The 23,233-nt window shown below is 30.5% G+C and carries 23 protein-coding genes; 5 read left to right on the forward strand and 18 right to left on the reverse strand.

Annotated features, from left to right (window positions below; translation table 11 throughout):
* Positions 1 to 11: 11 nt before the first annotated feature.
* The 16 genes from U8307_RS03520 to radA all read right to left on the reverse strand — a co-directional run bounded on the left by U8307_RS03520 (position 12) and on the right by radA (position 16,637).
* Positions 12 to 677, reverse strand: coding sequence for a GntR family transcriptional regulator (locus U8307_RS03520; protein WP_326910284.1), 666 nt, complete (start codon positions 675 to 677; stop codon positions 12 to 14).
* A gap of 374 nt (positions 678 to 1,051) precedes the next feature.
* Positions 1,052 to 4,576: a pyruvate:ferredoxin (flavodoxin) oxidoreductase gene (gene nifJ / locus U8307_RS03525; RefSeq protein WP_326910285.1), complete on the reverse strand. Its 3,525-nt coding sequence runs from the start codon at positions 4,574 to 4,576 to the stop codon at positions 1,052 to 1,054.
* 96 nt (positions 4,577 to 4,672) lie between these two features.
* A complete protein-coding gene (locus U8307_RS03530) occupies positions 4,673 to 5,257 on the reverse strand; it encodes a hypothetical protein (RefSeq protein WP_326910286.1) in 585 nt (194 codons plus the stop codon).
* Positions 5,258 to 5,321: 64 nt separating this feature from the next.
* Positions 5,322 to 5,852, reverse strand: coding sequence for a molybdopterin-binding protein (locus U8307_RS03535; RefSeq protein ID WP_326910287.1), 531 nt, complete (start codon positions 5,850 to 5,852; stop codon positions 5,322 to 5,324).
* Positions 5,849 to 6,211: a hypothetical protein gene (locus U8307_RS03540; RefSeq protein WP_326910288.1), complete on the reverse strand. Its 363-nt coding sequence runs from the start codon at positions 6,209 to 6,211 to the stop codon at positions 5,849 to 5,851. The genes U8307_RS03535 and U8307_RS03540 overlap by 4 nt, the downstream gene beginning before the upstream one ends.
* A 21-nt stretch (positions 6,212 to 6,232) precedes the next feature.
* Complete coding sequence (nadD, locus tag U8307_RS03545; protein ID WP_326910289.1) at positions 6,233 to 6,832, reverse strand: nicotinate-nucleotide adenylyltransferase; 600 nt, start codon at positions 6,830 to 6,832, stop codon at positions 6,233 to 6,235.
* A 97-nt stretch (positions 6,833 to 6,929) separates the two neighbouring features.
* Positions 6,930 to 7,952, reverse strand: a complete 1,023-nt coding sequence (locus U8307_RS03550; RefSeq protein WP_326910290.1) for a hypothetical protein — start codon at positions 7,950 to 7,952, stop codon at positions 6,930 to 6,932.
* 22 nt (positions 7,953 to 7,974) lie between these two features.
* Positions 7,975 to 8,358: a hypothetical protein gene (locus U8307_RS03555; RefSeq protein WP_326910291.1), complete on the reverse strand. Its 384-nt coding sequence runs from the start codon at positions 8,356 to 8,358 to the stop codon at positions 7,975 to 7,977.
* Between the two features lie 68 nt (positions 8,359 to 8,426).
* On the reverse strand, positions 8,427 to 9,704 hold the full coding sequence (locus U8307_RS03560) for a lactate racemase domain-containing protein (protein ID WP_326910292.1): 1,278 nt from the start codon (positions 9,702 to 9,704) through the stop codon (positions 8,427 to 8,429).
* A gap of 93 nt (positions 9,705 to 9,797) precedes the next feature.
* A complete protein-coding gene (locus U8307_RS03565) occupies positions 9,798 to 10,850 on the reverse strand; it encodes a TRAP transporter substrate-binding protein (RefSeq protein WP_326910293.1) in 1,053 nt (350 codons plus the stop codon).
* 111 nt (positions 10,851 to 10,961) lie between these two features.
* The gene (locus U8307_RS03570; RefSeq protein WP_326911530.1) at positions 10,962 to 12,254 is read right to left on the reverse strand and encodes a TRAP transporter large permease; all 1,293 of its coding nucleotides are present in this window, start codon (positions 12,252 to 12,254) and stop codon (positions 10,962 to 10,964) included.
* Positions 12,251 to 12,739: a TRAP transporter small permease gene (locus U8307_RS03575; RefSeq protein WP_326910294.1), complete on the reverse strand. Its 489-nt coding sequence runs from the start codon at positions 12,737 to 12,739 to the stop codon at positions 12,251 to 12,253. Before U8307_RS03575 ends, U8307_RS03570 begins: the two co-directional genes overlap by 4 nt.
* Positions 12,740 to 12,925: 186 nt before the next feature.
* Positions 12,926 to 13,195: a hypothetical protein gene (locus U8307_RS03580; RefSeq protein ID WP_326910296.1), complete on the reverse strand. Its 270-nt coding sequence runs from the start codon at positions 13,193 to 13,195 to the stop codon at positions 12,926 to 12,928.
* Between the two features lie 7 nt (positions 13,196 to 13,202).
* A complete protein-coding gene (locus U8307_RS03585; RefSeq protein WP_326910298.1) occupies positions 13,203 to 13,487 on the reverse strand; it encodes a NifU family protein in 285 nt (94 codons plus the stop codon).
* 20 nt (positions 13,488 to 13,507) lie between these two features.
* Positions 13,508 to 14,959: a 4-hydroxyphenylacetate 3-hydroxylase family protein gene (locus tag U8307_RS03590; RefSeq protein ID WP_326910300.1), complete on the reverse strand. Its 1,452-nt coding sequence runs from the start codon at positions 14,957 to 14,959 to the stop codon at positions 13,508 to 13,510.
* A gap of 319 nt (positions 14,960 to 15,278) precedes the next feature.
* A complete protein-coding gene (gene radA, locus U8307_RS03595; RefSeq protein WP_326910302.1) occupies positions 15,279 to 16,637 on the reverse strand; it encodes a DNA repair protein RadA in 1,359 nt (452 codons plus the stop codon).
* A 351-nt stretch (positions 16,638 to 16,988) separates the two neighbouring features.
* Between radA and U8307_RS03600 the strand changes: the two genes are divergently transcribed.
* The 5 genes from U8307_RS03600 to U8307_RS03620 are packed head-to-tail and all read left to right on the forward strand — an operon-like array spanning position 16,989 to position 21,278.
* Positions 16,989 to 17,528: a helix-turn-helix domain-containing protein gene (locus tag U8307_RS03600; RefSeq protein WP_326910304.1), complete on the forward strand. Its 540-nt coding sequence runs from the start codon at positions 16,989 to 16,991 to the stop codon at positions 17,526 to 17,528.
* 15 nt (positions 17,529 to 17,543) lie between these two features.
* Positions 17,544 to 18,584: a spermidine/putrescine ABC transporter ATP-binding protein gene (gene potA, locus U8307_RS03605; RefSeq protein WP_326910305.1), complete on the forward strand. Its 1,041-nt coding sequence runs from the start codon at positions 17,544 to 17,546 to the stop codon at positions 18,582 to 18,584.
* A gap of 2 nt (positions 18,585 to 18,586) precedes the next feature.
* A complete protein-coding gene (locus U8307_RS03610; protein WP_326910306.1) occupies positions 18,587 to 19,429 on the forward strand; it encodes an ABC transporter permease in 843 nt (280 codons plus the stop codon).
* The gene (locus U8307_RS03615) at positions 19,423 to 20,235 is read left to right on the forward strand and encodes an ABC transporter permease (protein ID WP_326910307.1); all 813 of its coding nucleotides are present in this window, start codon (positions 19,423 to 19,425) and stop codon (positions 20,233 to 20,235) included. The genes U8307_RS03610 and U8307_RS03615 overlap by 7 nt, the downstream gene beginning before the upstream one ends.
* The gene (locus tag U8307_RS03620; RefSeq protein WP_326910308.1) at positions 20,235 to 21,278 is read left to right on the forward strand and encodes an ABC transporter substrate-binding protein; all 1,044 of its coding nucleotides are present in this window, start codon (positions 20,235 to 20,237) and stop codon (positions 21,276 to 21,278) included. Before U8307_RS03615 ends, U8307_RS03620 begins: the two co-directional genes overlap by 1 nt.
* A 296-nt stretch (positions 21,279 to 21,574) precedes the next feature.
* Here U8307_RS03620 and ytxC read toward each other — a convergent pair whose 3' ends face one another.
* Positions 21,575 to 22,411 (reverse strand): sporulation protein YtxC, encoded by an 837-nt coding sequence (ytxC, locus tag U8307_RS03625; protein ID WP_326910309.1) that lies wholly within the window; start codon positions 22,409 to 22,411, stop codon positions 21,575 to 21,577.
* Positions 22,412 to 22,437: 26 nt separating this feature from the next.
* Entirely contained in the window at positions 22,438 to 23,172 is a 735-nt protein-coding gene (locus U8307_RS03630) for a DUF6873 family GME fold protein (protein ID WP_326910310.1), read from the reverse strand.
* Positions 23,173 to 23,233 lie beyond the last annotated feature (61 nt).

Consider the following 23,233-nt stretch of genomic DNA (forward strand, 5'->3'; position numbering starts at 1 on the left):
AATAATATAATTTAAGATAAGTACATATCAATAATTTCTTGATCAATTTCATAGAATTCCTCTAAATGAAGACATACTAATTTCTTTATTCTTTCATAGTCACGATCATATAATGATTCTATAATTTCTTTGTGCTTTCCTATTTGTTCAATACTATCTTCAATATTTGTATATCTAGATATTTGTATAAGATGAATTTTCATATATAATTTTTCTTGATTATGAATCAACAACTCATTTCCACCAATTTTTGCAATCTGAAGGTGAAATTTTGTATCAAAAGAAATTCGTTCATATATATTTCCTTTTTTAGCATTCAACTCACACATTTCTGCTAATTCTTTTAATATTCTAAAGTCAAAATTAGAACCGTTTCTTATGGCTAACTGACAGGAAAGAAGATCTTGAGATAAACGAAGTTCACCTATTTTTTTTACAACATCATTATTATAATAAGCAACCTCCGAATATCGCCCTGGATACAAGGTTACTAAACCTTCTTCATTAAGTTTTCTCAAAGCCTCTCTTACTGGGGTCCTACTACAATTCACCAAATCTGTTATGCTTTCCTCTGGTATTCTTTCACCTGGCTTTATTTCAAGATGTAAAATCATCTTCTTTATTTGTTCATAAACTTGTTCACTCATACTTTTTTTCTTGGTAATTGTATTTTCCATTTTAACCCTACCTTTTTTATAGAATATACTATTGTAAAATATTGTATAAACAATCATATTATATACTATTTGTTATAATTAATCAATCTTTAGCAATTGTAGTTCATCGTTACCTTTATTAAATTTCTTATATTGATATATAAAATAAAGAAATCTTAATTTTTGAAATTATGCACTTAAATTTATAAATTATAATTAATTGTATACAATTCGGATTAATTATATACAATTAATTATAATTTTGTCAATAAAGCATTTATTACTTTTTCTTAATCTTCACTTGTTTCTCTTTAAATAAATTAAAATTGAAAATAAGTAGCAACGTTTTTAATAAATATTGCTACTTTATTTTCATTAGGAGGTTTATTTATATATTAATACTCTTGTTTGCTTAAACGAATATAACTTTCTAATCTTTCTTTTGCGTCTGATTCTGCTTTCTTAAACAATTCCTTCGCCATTTCAGGATACTGCTTTAACAGTGATGAATAACGAACTTCACTTAATAGGAATTCCTCAAAGCTTGCTGTTGGTTCTTTAGAGTCCAATGAGAAAGGATTCTTACCTTCTTCCTTCAACGTTGGATTATATCTATACAATGACCAGTATCCAGCTTCTACAGCGCGTTTTTCTTGTCTTTGTGATTTGCCCATTCCGCCTTTAATTCCATGATTTACACATGGTGCATATGCAATTATCAAAGATGGTCCTGGATATGCCTCAGCTTCTAATATTGCTTTTAATGTTTGATTATGATTAGCACCCATAGCTATCTGTGCTACATATACATAACCATAACTCATAGCCATCATTCCAAGATCTTTTTTCTTTGTACGCTTACCTGATGCTGCGAATTTTGCTATTGCAGCAGTAGGTGTTGATTTTGATGATTGTCCACCTGTGTTAGAATATACTTCAGTATCAAATACTAATACATTTATATTTTCTCCAGATGCAAGTACATGGTCTAATCCACCATATCCAATATCATAAGCCCAACCGTCTCCACCAAAGATCCAGTTTGATTGTTTTACAAAGAAATCTCTTCTTTCATATATTTCTGCAAGTTCTGGTACATTTTTATAATTTTCTAATGCTTTTGATAATTTCTCTGCTCTATCACGAGTTCCCTCTGATGCATTGAATCCATCAATCCATTCTTGCATTGCTTCTTGTAATTCTTTATCTACACCTTTTTCAAGCTGAGTATTTACTTTATCTGCAATTGCATTACGTACAGTTATTGTTCCTACATGCATGCCATATCCATATTCTGCATTATCTTCAAATAGCGAGAATCCCCATGCTGGTCCATGTCCATTTTTATCTTTTTTAAATGGAATTGATGGCGCAGATCCTCCCCATACAGTTGTACAACCAGCAGAGTTAGATATAACCATTCTATCTCCAAATAATTGTGTAACTAATTTAGCATATGGTGTTTCACCACAACCTGCACACGCTCCTGAAAATTCAAAATATGGCTGTGCAAACTGACTTCCTTTAACTGTTGATTTTTGTTTTTCTGCAACTTCTATAGATTCTATATCTTTTACATAATTCCATAAGTTAGCAAGCTCTTCTCTTCCATCTGCAAGCGGCTTCATCTCAAGCGCTTTTTCCTTTGCTGGACAAACATCCACACAGTTACCGCATCCAGTACAATCTAAAGCAGATAATCCCATATAGAATTCTTTATCTTTATAACCTATTGCATTTTTAGTTTTCATTTTTTCTGGTGAAGCAGATACTTGCTCGTCTGTTAACAACATTGGTCTTAGTACTGAATGTGGACATACAAATGAACATTGATTACATTGTATACATTTCTCAGCATCCCAGTAAGGAACATCTATTGCTATTCCTCGTTTTTCATACTGAGAAACACCTGTTGGATAAGTACCATCTTCTACTCCGTTAAATGCACTAACTGGTAATGAGTCTCCCTTTTGTTTATTCATAGGAATCATTATTTTATTTACAAATTCAGGTAATTCTTCTTTTGTTTCTTCTTTTTTATCTAATGTAGTTTTCCAACTATCTGGAATGTCAATTTTAACTATTGAATTAATTCCTGCATCAATTGCACTCCAGTTCATATCTACTACATCTTGTCCTTTTTTACCATAGCTTTTTACAACTGCATCTTTTAAATGTTTTACTGCATCTTCTATAGGCATAATTTTTGACAATTTGAAAAATGCGGCTTGCATTATCATATTAATTCTATTACCTAATCCTAATTTCTTTGCAATATCTACTGCATTTATTACATAGAAGTTAGCATTACTGTCTGCTAATTTTCTCTTTATTGATGCTGGTAATTCACTTTCTAACTGCTCATCATTCCATACACAATTTAATAAGAATGTTCCGCCTTCTTTTATGTCATCAACTAAATCATATTGATGTACATAAGATTGATTATGACAAGCAATAAAATCAGCTGAATTTATTCCATATGGTGACTGAATCTCAACATCGCCAAATCTTAAATGTGATATTGTCAATCCACCGGATTTTTTAGAGTCATATGCAAAATATGCTTGTACATATTTATCAGTATTGTCTCCAATAATTTTGATTGCTGACTTATTAGCACTTACTGTTCCATCTGATCCTAATCCCCAGAATTTACATGCTACTGTTCCTTCAGGTGAAGGGTTAAATTTCTTTTCGTATGCTGGTAATGATTTATTTGTTACGTCATCTATTATTCCAACTGTAAATCCATCTTGTGGATTTTCTTTTTCTATATTTGTAAATACTTCCATTACATTTGCTGGAGTAAATTCTTTTGATCCAAGACCATATATTCCGCCAACTATTAATGGAGCATTTTCTTTTCCATAGAATGCATTTTTAACGTCTAGGTATAGTGGTTCTCCTGGAGCACCAGGTTCTTTTGTACGATCTAACACTACTATACGTTTCACTGTTTCTGGCAATGCTTCTAACATATGCTTTGTAGAGAATGGACGATATAAATGTACTTCTAATAATCCATAATTTCCACCTTGAGCATTGAAGTATTCAATCGTTTCTCTTATTGTGTCACAGCCTGATCCCATTGCTACAATAACATTTTCTGCATTTGGTGAACCATAATAATTAAATAGTTTATAGTTTCTTCCCGTTAATTTATTTATTTCATCCATATAATGCTGAATTGTTTCTGGTATCGGTTCATAGAATTTGTTTACTGCTTCTCTTGTTTGGAAGAATATGTCTGGGTTTTGCGTTGTTCCTCGAAGAACTGGGTGATCTGAGTTAAGTGCGTTTCCACGGAAACTATTTACTGCTTCCATATCAACTAATTTTGCTAATTCATCATATTCTAACAATTCTACTTTTTGCATTTCATGAGATGTTCTAAATCCATCAAAATAATGTAATACTGGAATTTTAGATTTTATAGCAGATAAATGAGCTACTGAACCTAAATCCATACATTGTTGAACACTACTTGATGCCAACATAGTGAAACCAGTTTGTCGTATAGACATAACATCTTGATGGTCTCCAAAAATACTTAGCGCATTTGACGCTAATGAACGTGCACTTACATGAAATACAGCTGGTAGCAATTCTCCCGCAATTTTATACATATTTGGTATCATTAGCAACAACCCTTGAGAAGCTGTATATGTTGATGCTAAAGCTCCTCCTTGTAATGCTCCGTGTAGTGCTCCTGCTGCTCCACCTTCTGATTGCATTTCTTTGACTACAACTTTATTCCCAAATATATTCTTTTTTCCAGCAGCTGCCCATTCATCAATATGTTCTGCCATTGGTGACGAAGGGGTAATAGGAAATATTACTGCCATATCTGTAAATGCATATGATGCATATGCAGCTGCTGTATTACCATCCATTGTTTGTGTTTTGCGTTTGAGCATTTATAAACTTCCTTTCATAAGTTTTATTTGTTTTATATTAAAGTAAACTGTCTTAATTTTATTTATCTTATTAAATTTAATTTGTGATATATGAACTTATAAAAATTCTTCGCTTCTTTTTCCATCATTATCAGATACATATATTCCACCGCAACTATTTATACCACTTCCATCAGATACAACAATATATAAGTCTGTTATTTTATCTAAACTTTCTATAATATATTCAAAACTATTATTACTAGATTTATATTCAGAAATAATATCTCTTATAACAATACTTTCTTTGTAAGTACCTGAAAAAGCTACGCCTGGACCTCCAGGAAAAGAAATAACATATATACCTTCTAAAATTTCTTCGATTTCTTCTTGGGCTGAGTTCTGTTCTTTAAAAGGATCCCCAATAATTCCTCCTGTATTATGCTTAACTCCATCTATTGATATTGAAGCTCCTACAAGAGAAATCCATACTGGTGATATTCGGGTAATTATAGTTGCTAATATATAATCTATTAAAAATTCATCTTTAGATTGTCCAATTTTCATTTTATCAATTTTTGAATAGATATTACTAGCTTCCTTTTTTTTACCTTTTGGGCATAATCCTCCTATTATTACGTTATAATTATCCTCAGTTTTTGTTTTTAATAAAAATGCTTCTAATGGGAGTTTAGGGTTCATATTACTTTTTCCAATCTATAATTTAAAAAAGTTTAATTTCTTATATCACATTTATTACTTCAACTTACTTAATATCTATGTTATTTCCATATTGAGCTTTGACTGCTTCAGTCATCTTTTTATTTATTTTTTTAAAATCTCTGCTGTCTTCTTCGTATGTTGTCTTAAATGCTTCTATTGCAGAACGGGCTTCCTGAAACGGTCCTGGCACATTAATAATCATAGTGTTGTTAATAATTCCGCATAATAGTTTGCTCCACATATGTCCATTTTTGCCGTAAAGCTCAGAGGAATATTTTTCATCTAAAATTGCTTCCAATGAAGAATGGGTAAAGTCTTTCCCCAATGTTGTGCTATATCTATGTCCCCCACCGGAACCGCCTATTAATACTATTAAATCTACTTGTTGGCTAAGGTAACCCTTTATACAATCTATTATCATATTTTCATCATCTGCTATAGGTTCATTTCGAGTAATATTGCATTTACCGTTCATACTTAACAATACTTGCATAATCATAGGACTATCAGTATCTAGTACTATTCCTGTTTTTATTTCATCGCCAGTTGGAATAATAATAGCTTTGTTTATCACCTTTTTTGCCACCTTTCACCCTTACATCCGTTTTCAATATATTCTGGAACAGAATTAATATCTATACTCTGAATTTTTTTAACAGAGGATAATGCTGACAAATCTGATATGCTAATACCATCTGCTAATGAAATAGCTTTTATTAATCCATTCTCTTCACGTAAAATGTCTTCTTCCTCAACACCGTAAACATCCATCTCAATTGAATTTCCAGTTACACCAATAACTCTTATTACACTTTTTAATTTGTCTGTGATGATTTTTTCTAGTTGTTGAATATTTAGCCCTTTTACTTCTACTCCGGTAACTTTTACTACTGTTTTATCTACTTGTACAATAATTTTAGCATCATCTTGCATTACTATCTCTCCATTTCTATACTATATAAAAAGTTTATTTCTCTTTATATAATTTGCTACCTTTTCAGATACCATACTATTAATTTCTAACCCGTTATATATATTTTTCCTTATAACTGTTGAAGATATTGGTAAAATTGGTGTTTCACATATTTTTGTATTAGCACCCATATCTTGCAACATCTTATTCATTTTATATAAATGTTCACTTTCACTTATATCTCTAGAAGTCGTACATAATGTGGTCAACTTAATAATTTCTTTAAATCCAACCCATCTATTAACAGACATAAATGAATCAGATCCCATAATCAAATACAATCCACTATCTTTGTAATTACTTGATATTTCATTAAGAGTGTCTATTGTATAACTTCTTCCTTCTCTTTTTAACTCAATATCACTAACTTTAAATAAAGGGTTTCCTTCACATGCCAAACGACACATTTCATATCTATGTTTATCATCTGTTATGTTAAACCAAGCTTTATGCGGAGGAACACTAGCAGGTATTACTAAAATAAAGTCTAAATTCAAATTTATACCAATATTTTCTGCCATATTTAAATGTCCGTTATGAATTGGATTGAAAGTTCCTCCAAAAATGCCTATTTTTTTCATAGCAATGTCCCCTTATCTTAAGTTCTCTACTATTCATACACTTTTGCAAAAGACGAGAAATTATAAATTTCTCGTCTTTTTATAATTTCGGAGAGTACTATACTTCTACGTATTTTACTTGTACTATATCTGATACATTGAATCTTTTTGGATCATCTATACCTGGAATAATTTCATGTGCTCTAGCGACAATTTCTTCTGGTGTCAATTCTTCTACATCTTCTGTAATCCATTCTCTAGTACATCCTACGCTTGCTAATTCCTCATAAGCTTTTTCAGCTATATTTTCATAATCAGGCTGTATTTTCATATATTTTGATATAGCCAGTACTGATGGAGATGCTCCTATGTCTCTTCCTGGTATAACTCCAGTTTGTAATGCTTGAATAATATATTTAGCAAGTTCTTCCTTATCTGCTGCAATAATTGGAATATGGCTCTTTAAAAATTTAGCATATTCACCTGAATTGTGTGCTGTTGTACCACATTTCCATTGTCTATGAGGTACTATTCTGCCATATTCTTCTCCAACTACCATTCCTATACCTACTGAAATAGTCCAGCCAGTACCACCAACTTCAACTTTTCCATCTCTCATAATCTGCATTTGGCCTGATATTGGTAATAATAACTCTTCCATGTTTATATAATGCATCATTTCAGTTGCTGAATTATTATTTCCTGCTCTACCAGTTAATACTGCATTATGAATTGGTATTTTCTTTTTATTTGGATCTGGTCCCATATATAATTTTCTTCCAGGGAAAGATTTCTTCCATTGCTTTAAGTGTGGTTCTTCTTTTATTAATTCTTCTGAATAAGGAATTTCTACCATTTCTAGATATCCGAAATCTTTATTAATCTTTCCATAATCAGATGCTGCAATACTAACCATAGCTCCATCAAGCATAATTCCGTTACTATTTGTTGTAGTACCAGTCATATCAAACATATTAAGTCCTGCTGGTCCTGGTATTTCAGCTGCAATCTTTTCAAATGCTTCAAGCATAGTAAGATTACATGCTTTTACATCTGCATAATCAATAAAAACTGCTGAAATTGGTATATATATATCTTCTAACATACCTTCAGGAATAATTTTATATTTTAATTTACTCATCATATACCTCCACGCAATTTAATTAATGTTTACCTATTGACGGTCTTCTATCAATAATGTCAGGGCAATCATGAATCAATATATCTTCAGTAGGATGAAGAATGTTGATTGTCTCCAGAATTGCATGAACAGGCTTTCCATCCTTATCAAAACCTCTAATAACAGCACTATGCATTGATTCAGGAATACGAGGAATAACAGCTACTTCTATTCTATAAACATCTTCTTGTTTTGTTATTTCTTGTACAGCACGTTCTATTCTACCAGTTCTGTTTGATTGCATTTTTGCTGTTTTAAGATTTTCTAATCCAACTACTTCACATTCTTTGTATGTTGATCCTAATGTTGCTGCTATTGCCTTCATCTTTCTTATAAATTCAGGCAATTTCGTGTGCATTAATCTCATTTTTTACACTCCTTTTAACATTAATTTGAATATAATGTTCCTACATCATATTCAAATTTAATGTCATATTAATATTTATTGACAAAATTTCCATCAACATCGAATTTGAAGTCTTCAAATTCGCTTATGATTTCAATATCGCCATTTTTCTTAACATCTTCTAACAGCCCTTCAGAAACATATAATTCTTTCAAGCTTAATGTATCTTTGATTCTTGCTATTCTAATTTTACTATTGTCATCACAACATGCAGCTCTTATTCCAAGCTGTATTGCTAGTTTATCACTACCCATTGCTATTGGTATTCTTGCACCATTTATTGATATTGCAGTTATGGCATTTGTATACATTGCTTCAGTTTCTAACTTATTGAATACCCTCATTGTTGTAATATCTGAAAGCCCAACACCATAAGCATTAGAGCCTGCTTCTTCAGTAGTATCTAATGAAACAATTTTATTTATTCTAATATCCTTATTTTTAGGTCCAATAACTCCTCTTCCAATAACATTTGGATCCATGCCATCGCCGCTTATATTTTTCCCAAATTCATCAACTATTAATACATCTATGTCATTGAACAAAAATCTCGGAAGGTTTTCTTTGGACTTTTTCAACAAGGCTGGTTCCGCATCTGCTATTTCATCCGTAGGAATGAACTCTATTTGGCATGTTTCGTCATATGCATTTTCTAACAATCCAACTCCAAATATTATATTTGAATGTTGCAATGCATATCTAGCTATCGATTTAAGTCTAGGAACAGCTTTGTCTAATCCCTTAGCATGCATAACTTGCGCACCCTTATGATTTCCTAAACCAATAACTATCATTTTATGCAATCCGCTTTCAATATCGCCCTCTAAGTCAGTATGTGCTTTTATTCTTCCTAATACTATAACTCCATCTAATTCACTAGCAATTTTGTCATAATATACAGGTAAACCCATTTCAGTAGTTCCAAGTTGTACTACTTCCATGCCAGCTTTTATTTCAGCCCCTACTGCATCTTCTGTAATACCTAAACCACGAACAAATGAAGCCTGGCCTTCTGCAATTGCATTTCCATGACTTCCCATACTTGGTAAAATTACTGGAATAGCTCCTTTAGCTTTAATATTATCACATATACATTTAACTATTTCTTTAAGATTGTCAAGGCCCCTACTTCCTACAGTAATGCCAATTGTTTGACCTTCCTTAATAGTATCTTTTATATTATCCTGTTGAAACTTAGCATTGACAGTTTCTACAACATTTTCAATTTTTGTAGAATCAAATTTTTGACGAATACGCATAAATTTAGGGATTTCTATATCATCAAGCATACTTCTTATTGCATTCATTACAGTAACCCTTCTTCCTTAAATTTAAAAAATAATATCTATACTATCCAGAAAATCACACTAAGTGATTTTCTGGGCGATTATAAATTATATTTATTTAGTTTTGTATTCTTCAATTGCATTAAAGTATGCATCATATACTGCTGGTGCAGTAGCTGATTTTATTTCTTCGTAAACTGGAGCAACTGCTTCAACTATTTTAGCTTTTTCTTCAGCAGGTACTTCTACAAATTCAGTTCCATAATCTTCTATTACTTCAATGTATCCTGGTTCTTTTTCATCATTAATTCTATTAGCAACTTCAACTGCTTGTCTTCCTGCATCATCAACAACAGCTTTTAATTCATCTGACAAACCATCATAGAAATCTTTATTCATAATCCATGTGTTTACTTGTAAAATATGATTTGTGTCAACTACATATTTTTGTTGTTCATAGAATTTTTGTGCATGCACTAATTCTACAGGATTTTCTTGTGCAGCAACTGTTCCCTGTTGTAACGCTGTATATAACTCATTAAATGTTAATGGAGTTGGGTTTGCACCTAATAATTCCCATGTTTGCATATGATATTTGTTTTCCATTGTACGAATTGTAAGACCTTTTAATTGCTCTAATGTAGTTATTTTATCATTACAAGTTAAAGTTCTAAATCCTTGTCCAGATGCTCCAAAATAATGGAAACCTGAATTTTCATATTCTGCAGCTATTGCTGACATAAAATTAGCATCATCTAAAACTGCTCTTCCATGTTCTAATCCTTCGAATACAAATGGTGAATCGAATATTGTTGCAGATTTTACAAAGTTTACTTGTGGAGCAGGTGAAGAAACCATAGCTGTTATTGAGCCATTTTGAGTATTTTCAATTAGCTCACGATCTCCGCCAAGCTGTCCTGTTGGATATACATTTACTTCTAATTGACCATTTGAATTTGCTTCAACTACTTCCTTAAATTTAAGCGCTGCTTGATGTGTTGATGTTGATTCAGCACTTACGTGTGCAAAAGTAATTGTTTTTACATCATCAGAAGTACCCTTAGATGTATTATCTCCTTCAGCTGGTGCTTCGTTACCTCCACACGCTACAAGGCTAGCAATCATTGAAACTGCTACTAAAGTACCTAAAATCTTTTTGATTTTCATAATAATCCTCCAATTATTCTTTTGTTTTTTTATTATTAACACTCACATATTCAAATATGAGTGATAACATTCTAATTTAATTAATATTATTGATTATCAACCACTCTTAAACTATTTAAGCAAGAATAAACTTATTTCTGGTATAAATGTTATTAGCATTAATGCCATTAAGAACGCAACAATAAATGGAATAGCCCGCTTACCTATTTCCATAACAGACATATTCGTCAAAGAACTTGCTACAAAAAGGTTAATACCTATCGGTGGTGTAACAAAACCAATAGCAAGGTTAACAACCATAATAATACCAAAATGTAATGGATCAACACCTATTAATTGAATTATAGGCATAAATATTGGTGTTAATATAAGTATTGCAGGAGTTGTATCCATAACCATACCTACTACTAACAAAATTGCATTTATTATTAATAAAATTGATACCTTTGTAGTAAACGTTCCTGTTATAGCATTTGATATTAACTGTGGTGCCTGCATAAATGTAAGTACTTTACCAAATACTGTAGCAATCGAAACAACTAGTAATATTGGTGCCGCTGTATTTACAGTAGCTTTCATTACAGCAGCTAAATCTTTAATTTTAAGAGTTTTATAAATAAATAAACTAACTATTAATGCATAAACAACCGATATATTTGCTGCTTCTGTTGGTGTTACTATACCACTGTATATACCACCTAAAATAATAACAGGTGTAAGTAATGACCAGAAGCTATCTTTAAACATTGGCCAAAAACCTTTTGCTCTAAGTGCTTGAGTGTTAGCTTCTAATTTTTCTTTATCTTCACCTTTTTTCTTACAATAAAAATAAGCATAAATAATCATACATAATGCTATTAAAATACCAGGTAAAATACCAGCTAAAAACAAGTCTCCAACAGATGCCCCAGATGACTGACCATAAACTATAAACGGTATACTAGGTGGGATAATAACGCCTAATCCACCAGCAACAGCTATCATAGGAATAACAAATTTTTTATCATATCCAAGTTCCAATAATAATGGAATTGTCATCGATCCAACAGCTGCAACAGTTGCAGGACCTGAACCTGATATTGCTCCATAAAAAAGACATGTTACAATTGCAGCAATTGGTAAACCAGCAGTTTTATTTCCAATGAAATATGAGAAAAAGTCAAATAATTTTCTTGATATTCCACCCTTTGCCATTATATTTCCAGATAATATGAACAAAGGTATAGCTAATAATGCATATGAGTCCAACGCTGTGACCATGCTTCTAAATATATATACTGCGTCAGCAGGTAATGACGGTACAAAAAATGATGCTGACAAAGCAGTAAATCCTAAAGATATTGCAATAGGTACTCCTAATGCCAAAGATGCTACAAATACTACAAATACACTACCTATCATTATTCTGCTCCTTTCACGGATTTCTTTTGTAATAATTTCATAATATATTTTTGTATTATTCTGAAAAATACAAGGAAAAATCCTACTAATAATCCTGTGTAAACAATGTACATCGGAATTTCACCAGCTGGACTATCTTGTCCAGTAGCGATTAAAGATTCAACAACAGTAAAACCTGGTCCAATCATATAGCCAGAAAAGCCTACAAAACAAATATCTGCAAGGATTTCTAATGGCTTACTCAATTTTGGAATAAAATGTTCTAACATATCTATTCGCATATGAGAGCCATTTTTAATTCCATAACTTATGCCGACAAAGACCATCCAAATAAATAGGTATCTAGATACTTCTTCTGACCACGCCAATGAAGATTTGAAAACATATCTCATGATTATCTGAATACCCATTATAACTACAATACCCCAAAGGGCTGTAGACATAATTTTTTCTTCTAAATTTTCGTCTAACCATTTTAAAACTTTCATATAGTCTAACCTCTTTCTTTTTTTCCTATAAATATATAAAAAACATTATCAACAATAATTTATAAACTTTTTTAAATATCACCTTCTTTAAATTAAATACATATAAATTAATCAATAATTACACAAAATACTTGTACAATAAATATATAATTAACAATTGTTTACTATCTATTAGTAACAATAATGTTAAACAAATTTACACATTTGTAATATTTTAGTTTTAACTTTAGTATATTCATTTTCTGATACAACAATCATCTTCTCTTTACCTTTTATCAGTTCATGTTCTGGGCATGCACTAAAGCAACCACATATTACTAATATCAAGTCATAATAGTTGTTTTTATCTGCCAGTTCAATGGAAATATTATCAATTTCATCCAGTAATCTATCGATAAATTTTTTTCTATCATATCTAGAATTACAGCCTCCACAATACTTAATTCCAATTCTCATAGCAGTCCTAACTTTCTTTCTTATGACTCAATATTTTTTTCGCCATTTCTAGCAAATCATCACTTACACTTTCAATTAAAGTTACTTTTCTAACTTCTTGAACATGTTTTTTAATCTCACTCTCAATAACATCTTCAACTGTAAACTTTGCAGAAGGACAATTACTGCATTGCCCTAATAATTTAATTTTTAAGTTTCCATCTTCTAAACTTAATACTTCTACATCTCCATAATGTTCTGATAATTGAGGTCTAACATATTGTTCTAATACATGTTCTATTTTATCAAGCATAATCTACTCCAATTATTTTTTTATTCATTAACTTTTGCAATAACCTTAGCTAATTCTTTCTTACCACTAATGTTCCCTTGTCTTGCAATCATAATTCTTTGAGCCTGTGGAGAACCTGCTCCATGCATTGATTCTGTTCTATATCCTACTGCTGCAGTTCCAAGTGTTATATTTTCAATTAACCTTAATACTTTTAATCTATTTTCTACTGATACACCATTTATTCCTGTTAAATATTTTTCTATATATGGTCCAACTTTCGGATCTCTTAAATCTTTTTCAGAAGGTGCTGTAACCATAAGTCCTCCAGCTATATCTTCTGCTAATCTTGCTATTTCATATGGGAACCTAGTTATATTTTGTTTACACACATTTGCCAATAGTAAATCAATTATATAGTTTCCAGATTCTGTCTGATGGCCCTCTGCTGAACACGCAATACCACAGCTATATAAAGTTTCATTTAAATGAGTCATTTCAATTAATTTGTCTTTTATATGAGATGCTTTTTGCGCTCCATTGTAATCTGCTATTAAAGCAGCAGCTCCAATTAATACATCACCTACACCAACTTTACATCCACCGTAACTTTGTCTATGGTAACCAGCAAATCTTTCTACCATCATACCTGCAAATTCTGTTTCTCCATCTAAGAATATTCTTTCATTTGGAACAAATACATCATCGAATATCAATAATGCTTCCATTCCTCCGAATTCACTATTTCCTACATCTATTGATGAACCTTCTAATTTTCTTGTATCACATGATTGACGTCCTATAATCATTAATACACCTTCTGCATCTACTGGAACTGAAAATGCTATTGCATAGTCTTTATCATCAGGTCCCATTGCAATAGTTGGCATAACTAATACTTCATGAGAATTACTTATACCTGTTTGATGTGCTTTTGCTCCTCTTACAACAACACCATCTTCTCTTCTTTCAACTACTCGCAAATACAAATCAGGATCTGCTTGTTTACTTGGAGATAATGATCTGTCTCCTTTAGGATCAGTCATTGCGCCGTCTACTGTTAAATCATTTTCTTGTACATATTTTAAATATTTAACAAAATTATCATGATATTTTGTTTCATGAGCTTTATCTGTTTCATAAGTTGTGCTGTATACTGCATTAAATCCGTCCATTCCAACACATCTCTGAAAACAAGATGCAGTTTTTTGACCAAGTAATCTTTGCATTTTTACTTTTTTCACAAGGTCCTGTGTACTTTGATGAATATGAGTAAATCTATTAATCTTTTCTCCCGTTAAAGAAGAAGTTGCTGTCATTAAATCTTCATATTCAGGTAATTGTGCTAAATCATATGTTGCTTTTACGGAGTTTAATGATGGTCTTAGTATTGGGTTATCCACAGGATTATCTACTTTTTCCCCAAACATATAAATTTCCATATTCATTTTTCTAATACTCTCTACGTATTGTTCTCCAGTCATTAAGGCCATTATATTTTACTTCCTTTCAATTTATAATTTTAGTATTACAACTAATGTATTATTGTAAATTGTTATAAAATTTACTAGCTACCAAATTATTTTGCATTTTGTATGCTATATATTCTTTTCGTATACTAATTATATTAATTGTATACAATTATGTCAATGAAATGTTTGTTACGATTTTTTAAGCTTTTGTAAACTTGTTTTTTTTGCACTTGTTAATATATTAAATTTCAAAACAAATGGAAGTTCTAGTTTCCTAAAACCTCCATTAAAATTACAAAAACGTAACAATTTATTTTATATTATCTTAGTTAAATTATCTTTAAAACAACAAATCCATAACTTGCCTTATGTTATTAACTGTCATTATTTCAATATTATTTATTTCTTTTAAAATACTTTCATTTGCTTCTGCTATAACAGCTTTTTTAAATCCCATTTTTTGGGCTTCTATAAGTCTTTTCTCTACAGAGTTAACCCCTCTTATTTCTCCAGTCAACCCTACTTCACCAATAAGTATAGTTTTATAATCCACTGGAATTTCTTTAAAGCTTGATGCCAAAGCACACAATATAGCTAAATCAGCCGCTGGCTCCTTTAACTGCAACCCTCCAGTAACATTTATAAAGGTATCCGAGCTTTGCATAGCTAATCCTGCCTTTTTCTCTAAAACTGCAAGTAGCATTGCAGCCCTATTGTTATCTATGCCTGTCGTTATACGTTTGGCAAAACCTGCAGGTGAATATGTAACTAATGCTTGAATTTCTATAAGAACAGGTCTTGTACCTTCCATAGCAGCAGTAACTACAGTACCATAAGCTTCTAAAGGTCTCCCCTTCAAAAACACTTCTGATGGATTTTCAACTTCCATTAGACCTTTTTCTCGCATTTCAAAAATTCCTATTTCATTTGTTGAACCAAAACGGTTTTTAACAGATCTTAAAATCCTATATGAAAAATGTCTTTCTCCTTCAAAATATAATACTGTGTCAACCATATGTTCCAATACTCTTGGTCCAGCAATGGCTCCTGACTTAGTAACATGTCCAACAATAAAGGATGCCATGTCTCTAGCTTTAGTCATCCGCATAACCATAGATGTTACTTCACGAACCTGACTTACACTGCCCGGTGCTGATACTATTTCAGGTGAATATATCGTTTGAATAGAATCTAATATTAGTAAATCAGGATTTTCTTTTTCAACAAATTCTTTAATAATATCAATATTTGTTTCTGCTAATACATATAATTCTCCTTTACCAATTCCTAATCTATCTGCACGAATCTTTATTTGCTCTCCAGATTCTTCTCCTGAAACATAAAGAACCTTTAAATCTATCTTCGCAGCATTATCAGCAACTTGTAAAAGTAATGTGGATTTTCCTATACCAGGGTCTCCTCCTACCAAAACTAAGGAGCTCTTTATAATTCCTCCACCTAAAACTCTGTCCATTTCTCTGCTACCAGTTGATATTCTTTCCTTTTTCATTGAAGTTATATTTTGTATTTTTTCAACTTTCCCTTTACTTATACCTCTTTGTTTCTTTGCATCAGTTTCTCTTACTTCTTTTTCTTCAACAAAAGTATTCCACTCACTACAAGAAGGACATCTTCCTAACCATTTTACAGTTTCATATCCACATTCTTGGCAAACAAATTTTGTTTTTACTTTGGCCATATTATACCTACCTATTATAACATCTAATAATTGCAAAAGCATTTACATATTACTCTGTTTTAACAAGGTAACTTAGTGCACCCTATGTACACCTTGTTTAGCTCGTTATTATATTACTATATATCAATGAATCTACTGTGTCAACATAGTTGTAATAGTTGATTTAACTATTGCAAAGTTTAGCATTAGTAAACTCATAATCTAATAATTATGCTTTGTTTCAAATATTTCATAATTTTATACAATTACTGTATTGACAACAATATATGCTATGTGTATAATTAGAATCGCTTTAAAGTTTAATTAAATTAAACATTGTGTTTAATAATGTAAACAAAATAGAGGAGTATTATGGATATTGGTGAAAAAATTAAAAGATTAAGAAATGCGACTTCCTTAACACAGCAGGAATTAGCAGATAGATGTGAGTTAACAAAAGGTTATATATCTCAGTTAGAAAGGGATTTAACATCTCCTTCAATTGCAACACTTACTGATATTTTGGAATGCTTAGGTACTGATTTAGGCAGTTTCTTTAGCGACGCTGTAGACAGTAAGATAGTATTTAAAGAAGAAGACGTATTTATAAAAGAAGAAGTTGATGATAATTACACTATTAATTGGATAATACCTAATGCACAGAAAAACAAAATGGAACCTATTTTAGTTGAGCTTGGAAGCTACGGTAAAACAAAACTTGACGAACCCCATGAGGGTGAAGAATTTGGTTATGTTTTAAGTGGAACAATAATGCTTTGTTATGGTAATCAAATATACAAAGTTAAAAAGGGAGAATCTTTTTACTTTAAAACTAATAAAAGTCATTATATTGAAAACACTAGTAAGAATACTGCCCGTTTAATTTGGGTAAGTACTCCACCAAATTTTTAAATTAAGGAGAAATAAATGAATAATGCAATTATAGAATTAAATAATATTACAAAAAAATTTGATGGTGAAACAGTTCTTGATGATATTACTTTATCTGTTCAAAAAAATGAATTTGTTACCCTTTTAGGGCCAAGTGGATGTGGAAAAACTACCACACTTCGTATAATTGGAGGTTTTGAAAATCCAGATGAAGGAAAAGTTTACTTTGACAGCCATCTTATAAATGATGTGCCTCCTTTTAAAAGACAATTAAATACTGTTTTTCAAAAGTATGCACTTTTCCCTCATATGAATGTATACGATAATATAGCATTTGGATTAAGAATTAAAAAAACAGATGAGAATCTAATAAAAAATAAAGTAGAAAAAATGTTAGAGCTTTTTAACCTTAAAAATTATGGCAAAAGACGAATAGACCAACTTAGTGGAGGACAACAACAACGTATTGCAATCGCTAGAGCATTAGTCAATGAACCAAAGGTTCTTCTACTAGACGAGCCTTTAGGAGCTCTTGATTTAAAATTAAGAAAAGAAATGCAGCATGAACTTAAAGCAATGCAAAAACAACTTGGAATTACATTTATATATGTAACCCATGATCAAGAAGAAGCACTTACTATGTCAGATACTATTGTGGTCATGAATGATGGAATTATACAACAAATGGGTTCTCCAATAGATATTTATAACGAACCTGAGAATGCCTTCGTTGCAGATTTTATTGGAGAAAGCAATATATTAGACGGAATTATGCACGATGATTACTTAATAGAGTTTTTAGGTGTAAAATTTGAATGCGTTGATTTTGGATTTGGCAAAGGCGAAGAGGTCGATGTTGTAATACGACCTGAAGATTTAAAATTAAAACACGCTGAAGATGGACAACTAAAGGGTATAGTAAAGTCTGTTATATTCAAGGGAGTACATTATGAAATGATAGTAGCTGTATCAGATTTTGAATTTTTGGTTCATAGTACTTCTATGTCACCTGTTGATTCAAATATTAGCTTATCATTAACTCCCGATGATATACACATTATGAAAAAGGGGGAATAAAAATGAAAAACAAAACTAAATATTTTGCTTTTCCCTATATTATTTGGATAACAATTTTTATAGTCTTTCCTTCATTTTTAGTATTACTTTACAGTATAACTACAAAGGAATCAAATGGTTTGACAACAATAAAATTCACATTAGGTAATTTCAAAGATTTTTTTGACCCTATGTATCTTAATATTTTATGGGAATCAATACTTTTAGCAGCTATTTCAACTGTAATTTGCTTATTAATTGGATACCCTACTTCTTATATTATTGCTAATGCAAGTTTAAATAAAAGAAATACATTGCTTTTCCTTTGTATTTTACCTATGTGGATGAATATGCTTCTTAGAACATACGCATGGATGACTATTTTAGGAAATAATGGACTAATTAATAATTTTTTAGAACTTATTGGTTTTTCAAAAATTAATCTTCTTTATACAAAAGGAGCTACAGTAATGGGAATGGTGTATAACTTCCTTCCATTTATGATACTTCCTATTTATACAGCCTTGACTAAAATGGATACAGGACTTATTGAAGCTGCAGACGATTTAGGTGCTAATAAAGCAACAATATTTAAGAAAATCATTCTACCTCTTAGTATGCCTGGTGTTATTTCTGGAATTGTAATGGTATTTATGCCAGCAGTAAGCACCTTTATAATTCCTCAACTACTTGGCGGTAATAAGAGTATGATGATTGGTAATTTAATAGAAAAATTGTTTATATTAAATGGCGATTGGAATTTTGGTTCTGCAATATCAATAATTATGATGATTATTATATTAATTTCTATGTCTATAATGAACAAATTTGATGTTGATAAAGAAGGAGGAGCTAGACTATGGTAAAAAAATATTTATCTAAAATATATATGGGATTTATTTTTATATTTCTATATGCGCCAATAATTGTTTTAGCTATCTTTTCCTTCAATGAATCTAAGTCAAGAGGTAATTGGACAGGATTTTCACTAAAATGGTACGTAGAGTTATTTAAGGATAGAGATATACAAATGGCAGTATATTATACTATATCTATTGCTATTATTTCTGCTATTATTTCAACTATTTTAGGAACAATTGCAGCAATTGGAATTAACAGTATGAAGGGCAAAAAGAAATCAATGATATTAAACATTAATTATCTTCCTGTTGTTAATCCAGATATAGTTACTGGGATTTCCTTGATGATATTATATATTTCATTTAATATAGATTTTGGATTCAATACCATGCTTATATCACATATTGTATTTAGTATTCCTTATGTAATCTTATCAATTCTACCAAAGCTTAAACAGTTAGATGTAAACATGACCGAAGCAGCTATGGATTTAGGAGCTACACCTATGTATGCCTTAAGAAAAGTTATAATACCAGAAATAAAGCCAGGAATTGTAACAGGGTTTTTAATGGCTTTCACATTATCAATCGATGATTTTATCATAAGCTATTTTACTAAAGGAGAAGGAGTGACTAATCTTTCAATCGTTATATATTCTATGGCAAGAAGAGGTGTTCGTCCTACAATTAATGCATTATCTACAATAATGCTTACAGTTGTATTGTTATTGATGTTATTAATAAATAAAAGGTCAAATGGAGCTATAAAAGAGAAATCTAATATATTAAAAAGAAAAGAGGTTTTTAAATAATGAAGAAAAAATTAAGCTTAATATTAACAACTTTAACACTGATAATAGTTACAATAACGGGTTGCAGTTCCAAAGAAAAAGAAGTTTTAAATGTTTTAAATTATGATATTTATATTGATAAAACTCTGATTACAGAATTTGAAGATGCAAATGATGTTACTGTTAAATATGATACCTATTCTACACCTGAAGAGATGTATATTAAAGCTAAAGCTGGAGCTTCAAATTATGATCTAATAATTTCAAGTGAATATATGATTGAAAGAATGATTAATGAAGGTATGGTTAATAAACTAAATTTAGAGAACATTCCTAACTATCAATATATAGATGACAAGTTCAAGAATCAACCTTATGATCCAAATAATGAATATGCAGTTCCTTATTTTTGGGGTACTTTAGGTATATTGTACAATAAGGAAACAGTAGATGTATCTTCTGAAAGTTGGGAAATATTATGGGATGAAAATAATTCTCAGAGAATTATAATGATGGATTCTCAAAGAGATGCTTTTGCAGCAGCACTTAAACTTTTGGGATATTCATTAAATACGGTTAATGAACAAGAATTAAATGAAGCTAAAGAACTTTTGCTTGAACAAAAGCCTCATGTTATGGCGTATATTACTGATGGAGCTCCTGATTTAATGATAAATGAAGAAGCAGATATGGCTCTTGTTTGGTCAGGTGAAGCTGTTTCTGCAATGTCTGAAAATGAAAATCTTGATTTCATAATTCCTAAGGAAGGTAGTAATATTTGGATAGATGCAATGTTTGTACCATCAACTTCAAAAAATCAACCAATGGCGGAAGAATTTATCAACTTCCTTTGCTCAAAAGAAGCGACATTGAGAAATATAGATGAAGTTTGGTATTCAACAGTCCATACTGAAGCAATTACTGAAGTTGATGAAGAACTTATAAATAACAGTGCTTTCAACATTCCTGAAGAAAAAATAGAACAAATGGAAATGTTCAGAGATCCTAAAGAATTTATTGACTTGTACAGCAATAGATGGACGGAAATAAAAGCAGACAAATAAATGTATGGGACGCATTTTGCGTCCCGTCTACGGTATGCATAAAATGCATACCTTTTTTATTAATTTAATTCATTATTTGCTTCTGCTTCTTTTAAATTCAATAAGTGAACTGTTGTAGCTACTGTAATTGTTATTAAAGTAGCCAACACTAAAAATGACATATGTATTCATCCCCTTTTTTCATTATTCCCAATTATAAATATACTTTATTGCAAGAACCTTAGAGTAATCTTTAACATGTAGGGGACGCATTTCATGCGTCCCGCGGTATGCATAAAATGCATCCCCTACAATGTTCAAATATCACAATATTGACAGCCGTTACATACTTCATATTTACCTTCAAAAATACGTTTAATTACTTCAATAGTACTTTGAGACATTTTATCATCTTTATCTATTTTACTAATATGAAGAATAATTTTCTTTGGTGATATATTTAATAAAATATTAATTACTGATTCATCATAATTAACAATTCGTTTATCTAGCTCTTGTGCTATTTCCACATTGGTTATATAGTTAAGTTTCTTCATATTATTATCATAAACTTGTAATTTATTATTATTATATAATATATTTACAATATCATACTCTTTTTCATCAGACTCTGATATTAACCTTATAATACTTATAAAATCAAGATATTCTTTTTTCATTAAATAACTATCTATACATTTTTCAACTACCTGAGCAACATATAACTTAATAAACTTTAGTCTAAACTTAATAAATCCATCTAAATTAATAGTATTAGATTTTTCTAATACTTCTTTAAATTTATTTTTTATAATTAGTTGAATTTTTATGTCGTTATCTATTTCTTCTTCAATAGCCTCAATTATTGAGCCAAATTCTTCTTCATCAAAATAGAAATAACTTTCTTTAAGGTAATTAATACTTTCATGTTTAGTATATTCTATTAATAATTTTGTTATTTTTCCAATTATCTTTTCTAAATATTCCTTTTTGTTAATTTTGTCCTTTGTAAAATATCTTAATTTTATATCGTCTTCACTTACAGAAGATAATTCTATGTTAATATCACTTTCATCTATATTTGTGATAATTTTAATATTGTTAATAATTTCATGATTTTCATTTTGATTTAACTCTATTGATAAAAGCTCCACACAGTCACTCCTCTCTGTCAGGGAGGTTACATTATTGGTATTAATGTTCCTAAGTCTATTATTTGTTGTCTTGAAGCTTCTTCATATATATATCCTGAGGACTGTATAAATTTCTTCAATGAGTTTAAAATAATATAATCATTAATTACACCCGTTGAAAGAAAAATTTTTTCATTTATTAAACCTGTACAGCCACCAATAAATCCATGATTATATCCATTCAATTGAACAATTTTAGGATTTATAAACATACAATTTATATTATATGATATGAGTTTATCATGTATAGAGGAATCTGATGTTATAGCCTTGTTATTACTTATAGTTGCTATAGAGCATTTAGAATATCCTTGATTAACATGAATAAATTCTACGTCTGCTTCTTCCAAATAATACTTTAAAACCTGGTCTGTATGCCTTGTATTGTGCACAGCATATCTCCCTATTCTTGCTACATTATATGCTATATCTTCGGGATAGTTTCTACATAGAGTTTTTCCACCTTTAATTACTTTTATTCCTTTGTCATTAAAAACTTTATAGTAATACTCATAAACATTTGGAGCGACTACAATGTGTTTATCGTCAATAGGATGCATTACCATGTCAGGATGTCCATCTACAGGACCCTGTAAATCACTGCACTTGATAGTTTTAATTGGTTCAATATTAAATTTTCTTAAATATTTCAAAATTTCATTATTTGCTCTATAATCTATAACTACAAAACGTGGTGTTTTAAGTGGAATAAATGGATTCATGATAATCTCCTCATTAAAAAGAATGATATAATATAAATATTATATCATTCTTAGACTACTG

The organism is Sedimentibacter sp. MB31-C6 (assembly GCF_035934735.1).
Lineage (GTDB): Bacteria > Bacillota > Clostridia > Tissierellales > Sedimentibacteraceae > Sedimentibacter.

What these genes read in the sequence shown, in the direction of transcription:
- nifJ (WP_326910285.1), bottom strand. Translation starts at nt 4,576, where the DNA reads ATGCTCAAACGCAAAACACAAACAATGGATGGTAATACAGCAGCTGCA.
- U8307_RS03550 (WP_326910290.1), bottom strand. Translation starts at nt 7,952, where the DNA reads ATGAGTAAATTAAAATATAAAATTATTCCTGAAGGTATGTTAGAAGAT.
- U8307_RS03575 (WP_326910294.1), bottom strand. Translation starts at nt 12,739, where the DNA reads ATGAAAGTTTTAAAATGGTTAGACGAAAATTTAGAAGAAAAAATTATG.
- U8307_RS03540 (WP_326910288.1), bottom strand. Translation starts at nt 6,211, where the DNA reads ATGCAAGATGATGCTAAAATTATTGTACAAGTAGATAAAACAGTAGTA.
- U8307_RS03520 (WP_326910284.1), bottom strand. Translation starts at nt 677, where the DNA reads ATGGAAAATACAATTACCAAGAAAAAAAGTATGAGTGAACAAGTTTAT.
- U8307_RS03630 (WP_326910310.1), bottom strand. Translation starts at nt 23,172, where the DNA reads ATGAATCCATTTATTCCACTTAAAACACCACGTTTTGTAGTTATAGAT.
- U8307_RS03590 (WP_326910300.1), bottom strand. Translation starts at nt 14,959, where the DNA reads ATGGCCTTAATGACTGGAGAACAATACGTAGAGAGTATTAGAAAAATG.
- radA (WP_326910302.1), bottom strand. Translation starts at nt 16,637, where the DNA reads ATGGCCAAAGTAAAAACAAAATTTGTTTGCCAAGAATGTGGATATGAA.
- potA (WP_326910305.1), top strand. Translation starts at nt 17,544, where the DNA reads ATGAATAATGCAATTATAGAATTAAATAATATTACAAAAAAATTTGAT.
- U8307_RS03615 (WP_326910307.1), top strand. Translation starts at nt 19,423, where the DNA reads ATGGTAAAAAAATATTTATCTAAAATATATATGGGATTTATTTTTATA.
- nadD (WP_326910289.1), bottom strand. Translation starts at nt 6,832, where the DNA reads ATGAAAAAAATAGGCATTTTTGGAGGAACTTTCAATCCAATTCATAAC.
- U8307_RS03555 (WP_326910291.1), bottom strand. Translation starts at nt 8,358, where the DNA reads ATGAGATTAATGCACACGAAATTGCCTGAATTTATAAGAAAGATGAAG.
- U8307_RS03530 (WP_326910286.1), bottom strand. Translation starts at nt 5,257, where the DNA reads ATGAACCCTAAACTCCCATTAGAAGCATTTTTATTAAAAACAAAAACT.
- U8307_RS03565 (WP_326910293.1), bottom strand. Translation starts at nt 10,850, where the DNA reads ATGAAAATCAAAAAGATTTTAGGTACTTTAGTAGCAGTTTCAATGATT.
- U8307_RS03585 (WP_326910298.1), bottom strand. Translation starts at nt 13,487, where the DNA reads ATGCTTGATAAAATAGAACATGTATTAGAACAATATGTTAGACCTCAA.
- U8307_RS03620 (WP_326910308.1), top strand. Translation starts at nt 20,235, where the DNA reads ATGAAGAAAAAATTAAGCTTAATATTAACAACTTTAACACTGATAATA.
- U8307_RS03580 (WP_326910296.1), bottom strand. Translation starts at nt 13,195, where the DNA reads ATGAGAATTGGAATTAAGTATTGTGGAGGCTGTAATTCTAGATATGAT.
- U8307_RS03560 (WP_326910292.1), bottom strand. Translation starts at nt 9,704, where the DNA reads ATGAATGCAATAAGAAGTATGCTTGATGATATAGAAATCCCTAAATTT.
- U8307_RS03610 (WP_326910306.1), top strand. Translation starts at nt 18,587, where the DNA reads ATGAAAAACAAAACTAAATATTTTGCTTTTCCCTATATTATTTGGATA.
- U8307_RS03600 (WP_326910304.1), top strand. Translation starts at nt 16,989, where the DNA reads ATGGATATTGGTGAAAAAATTAAAAGATTAAGAAATGCGACTTCCTTA.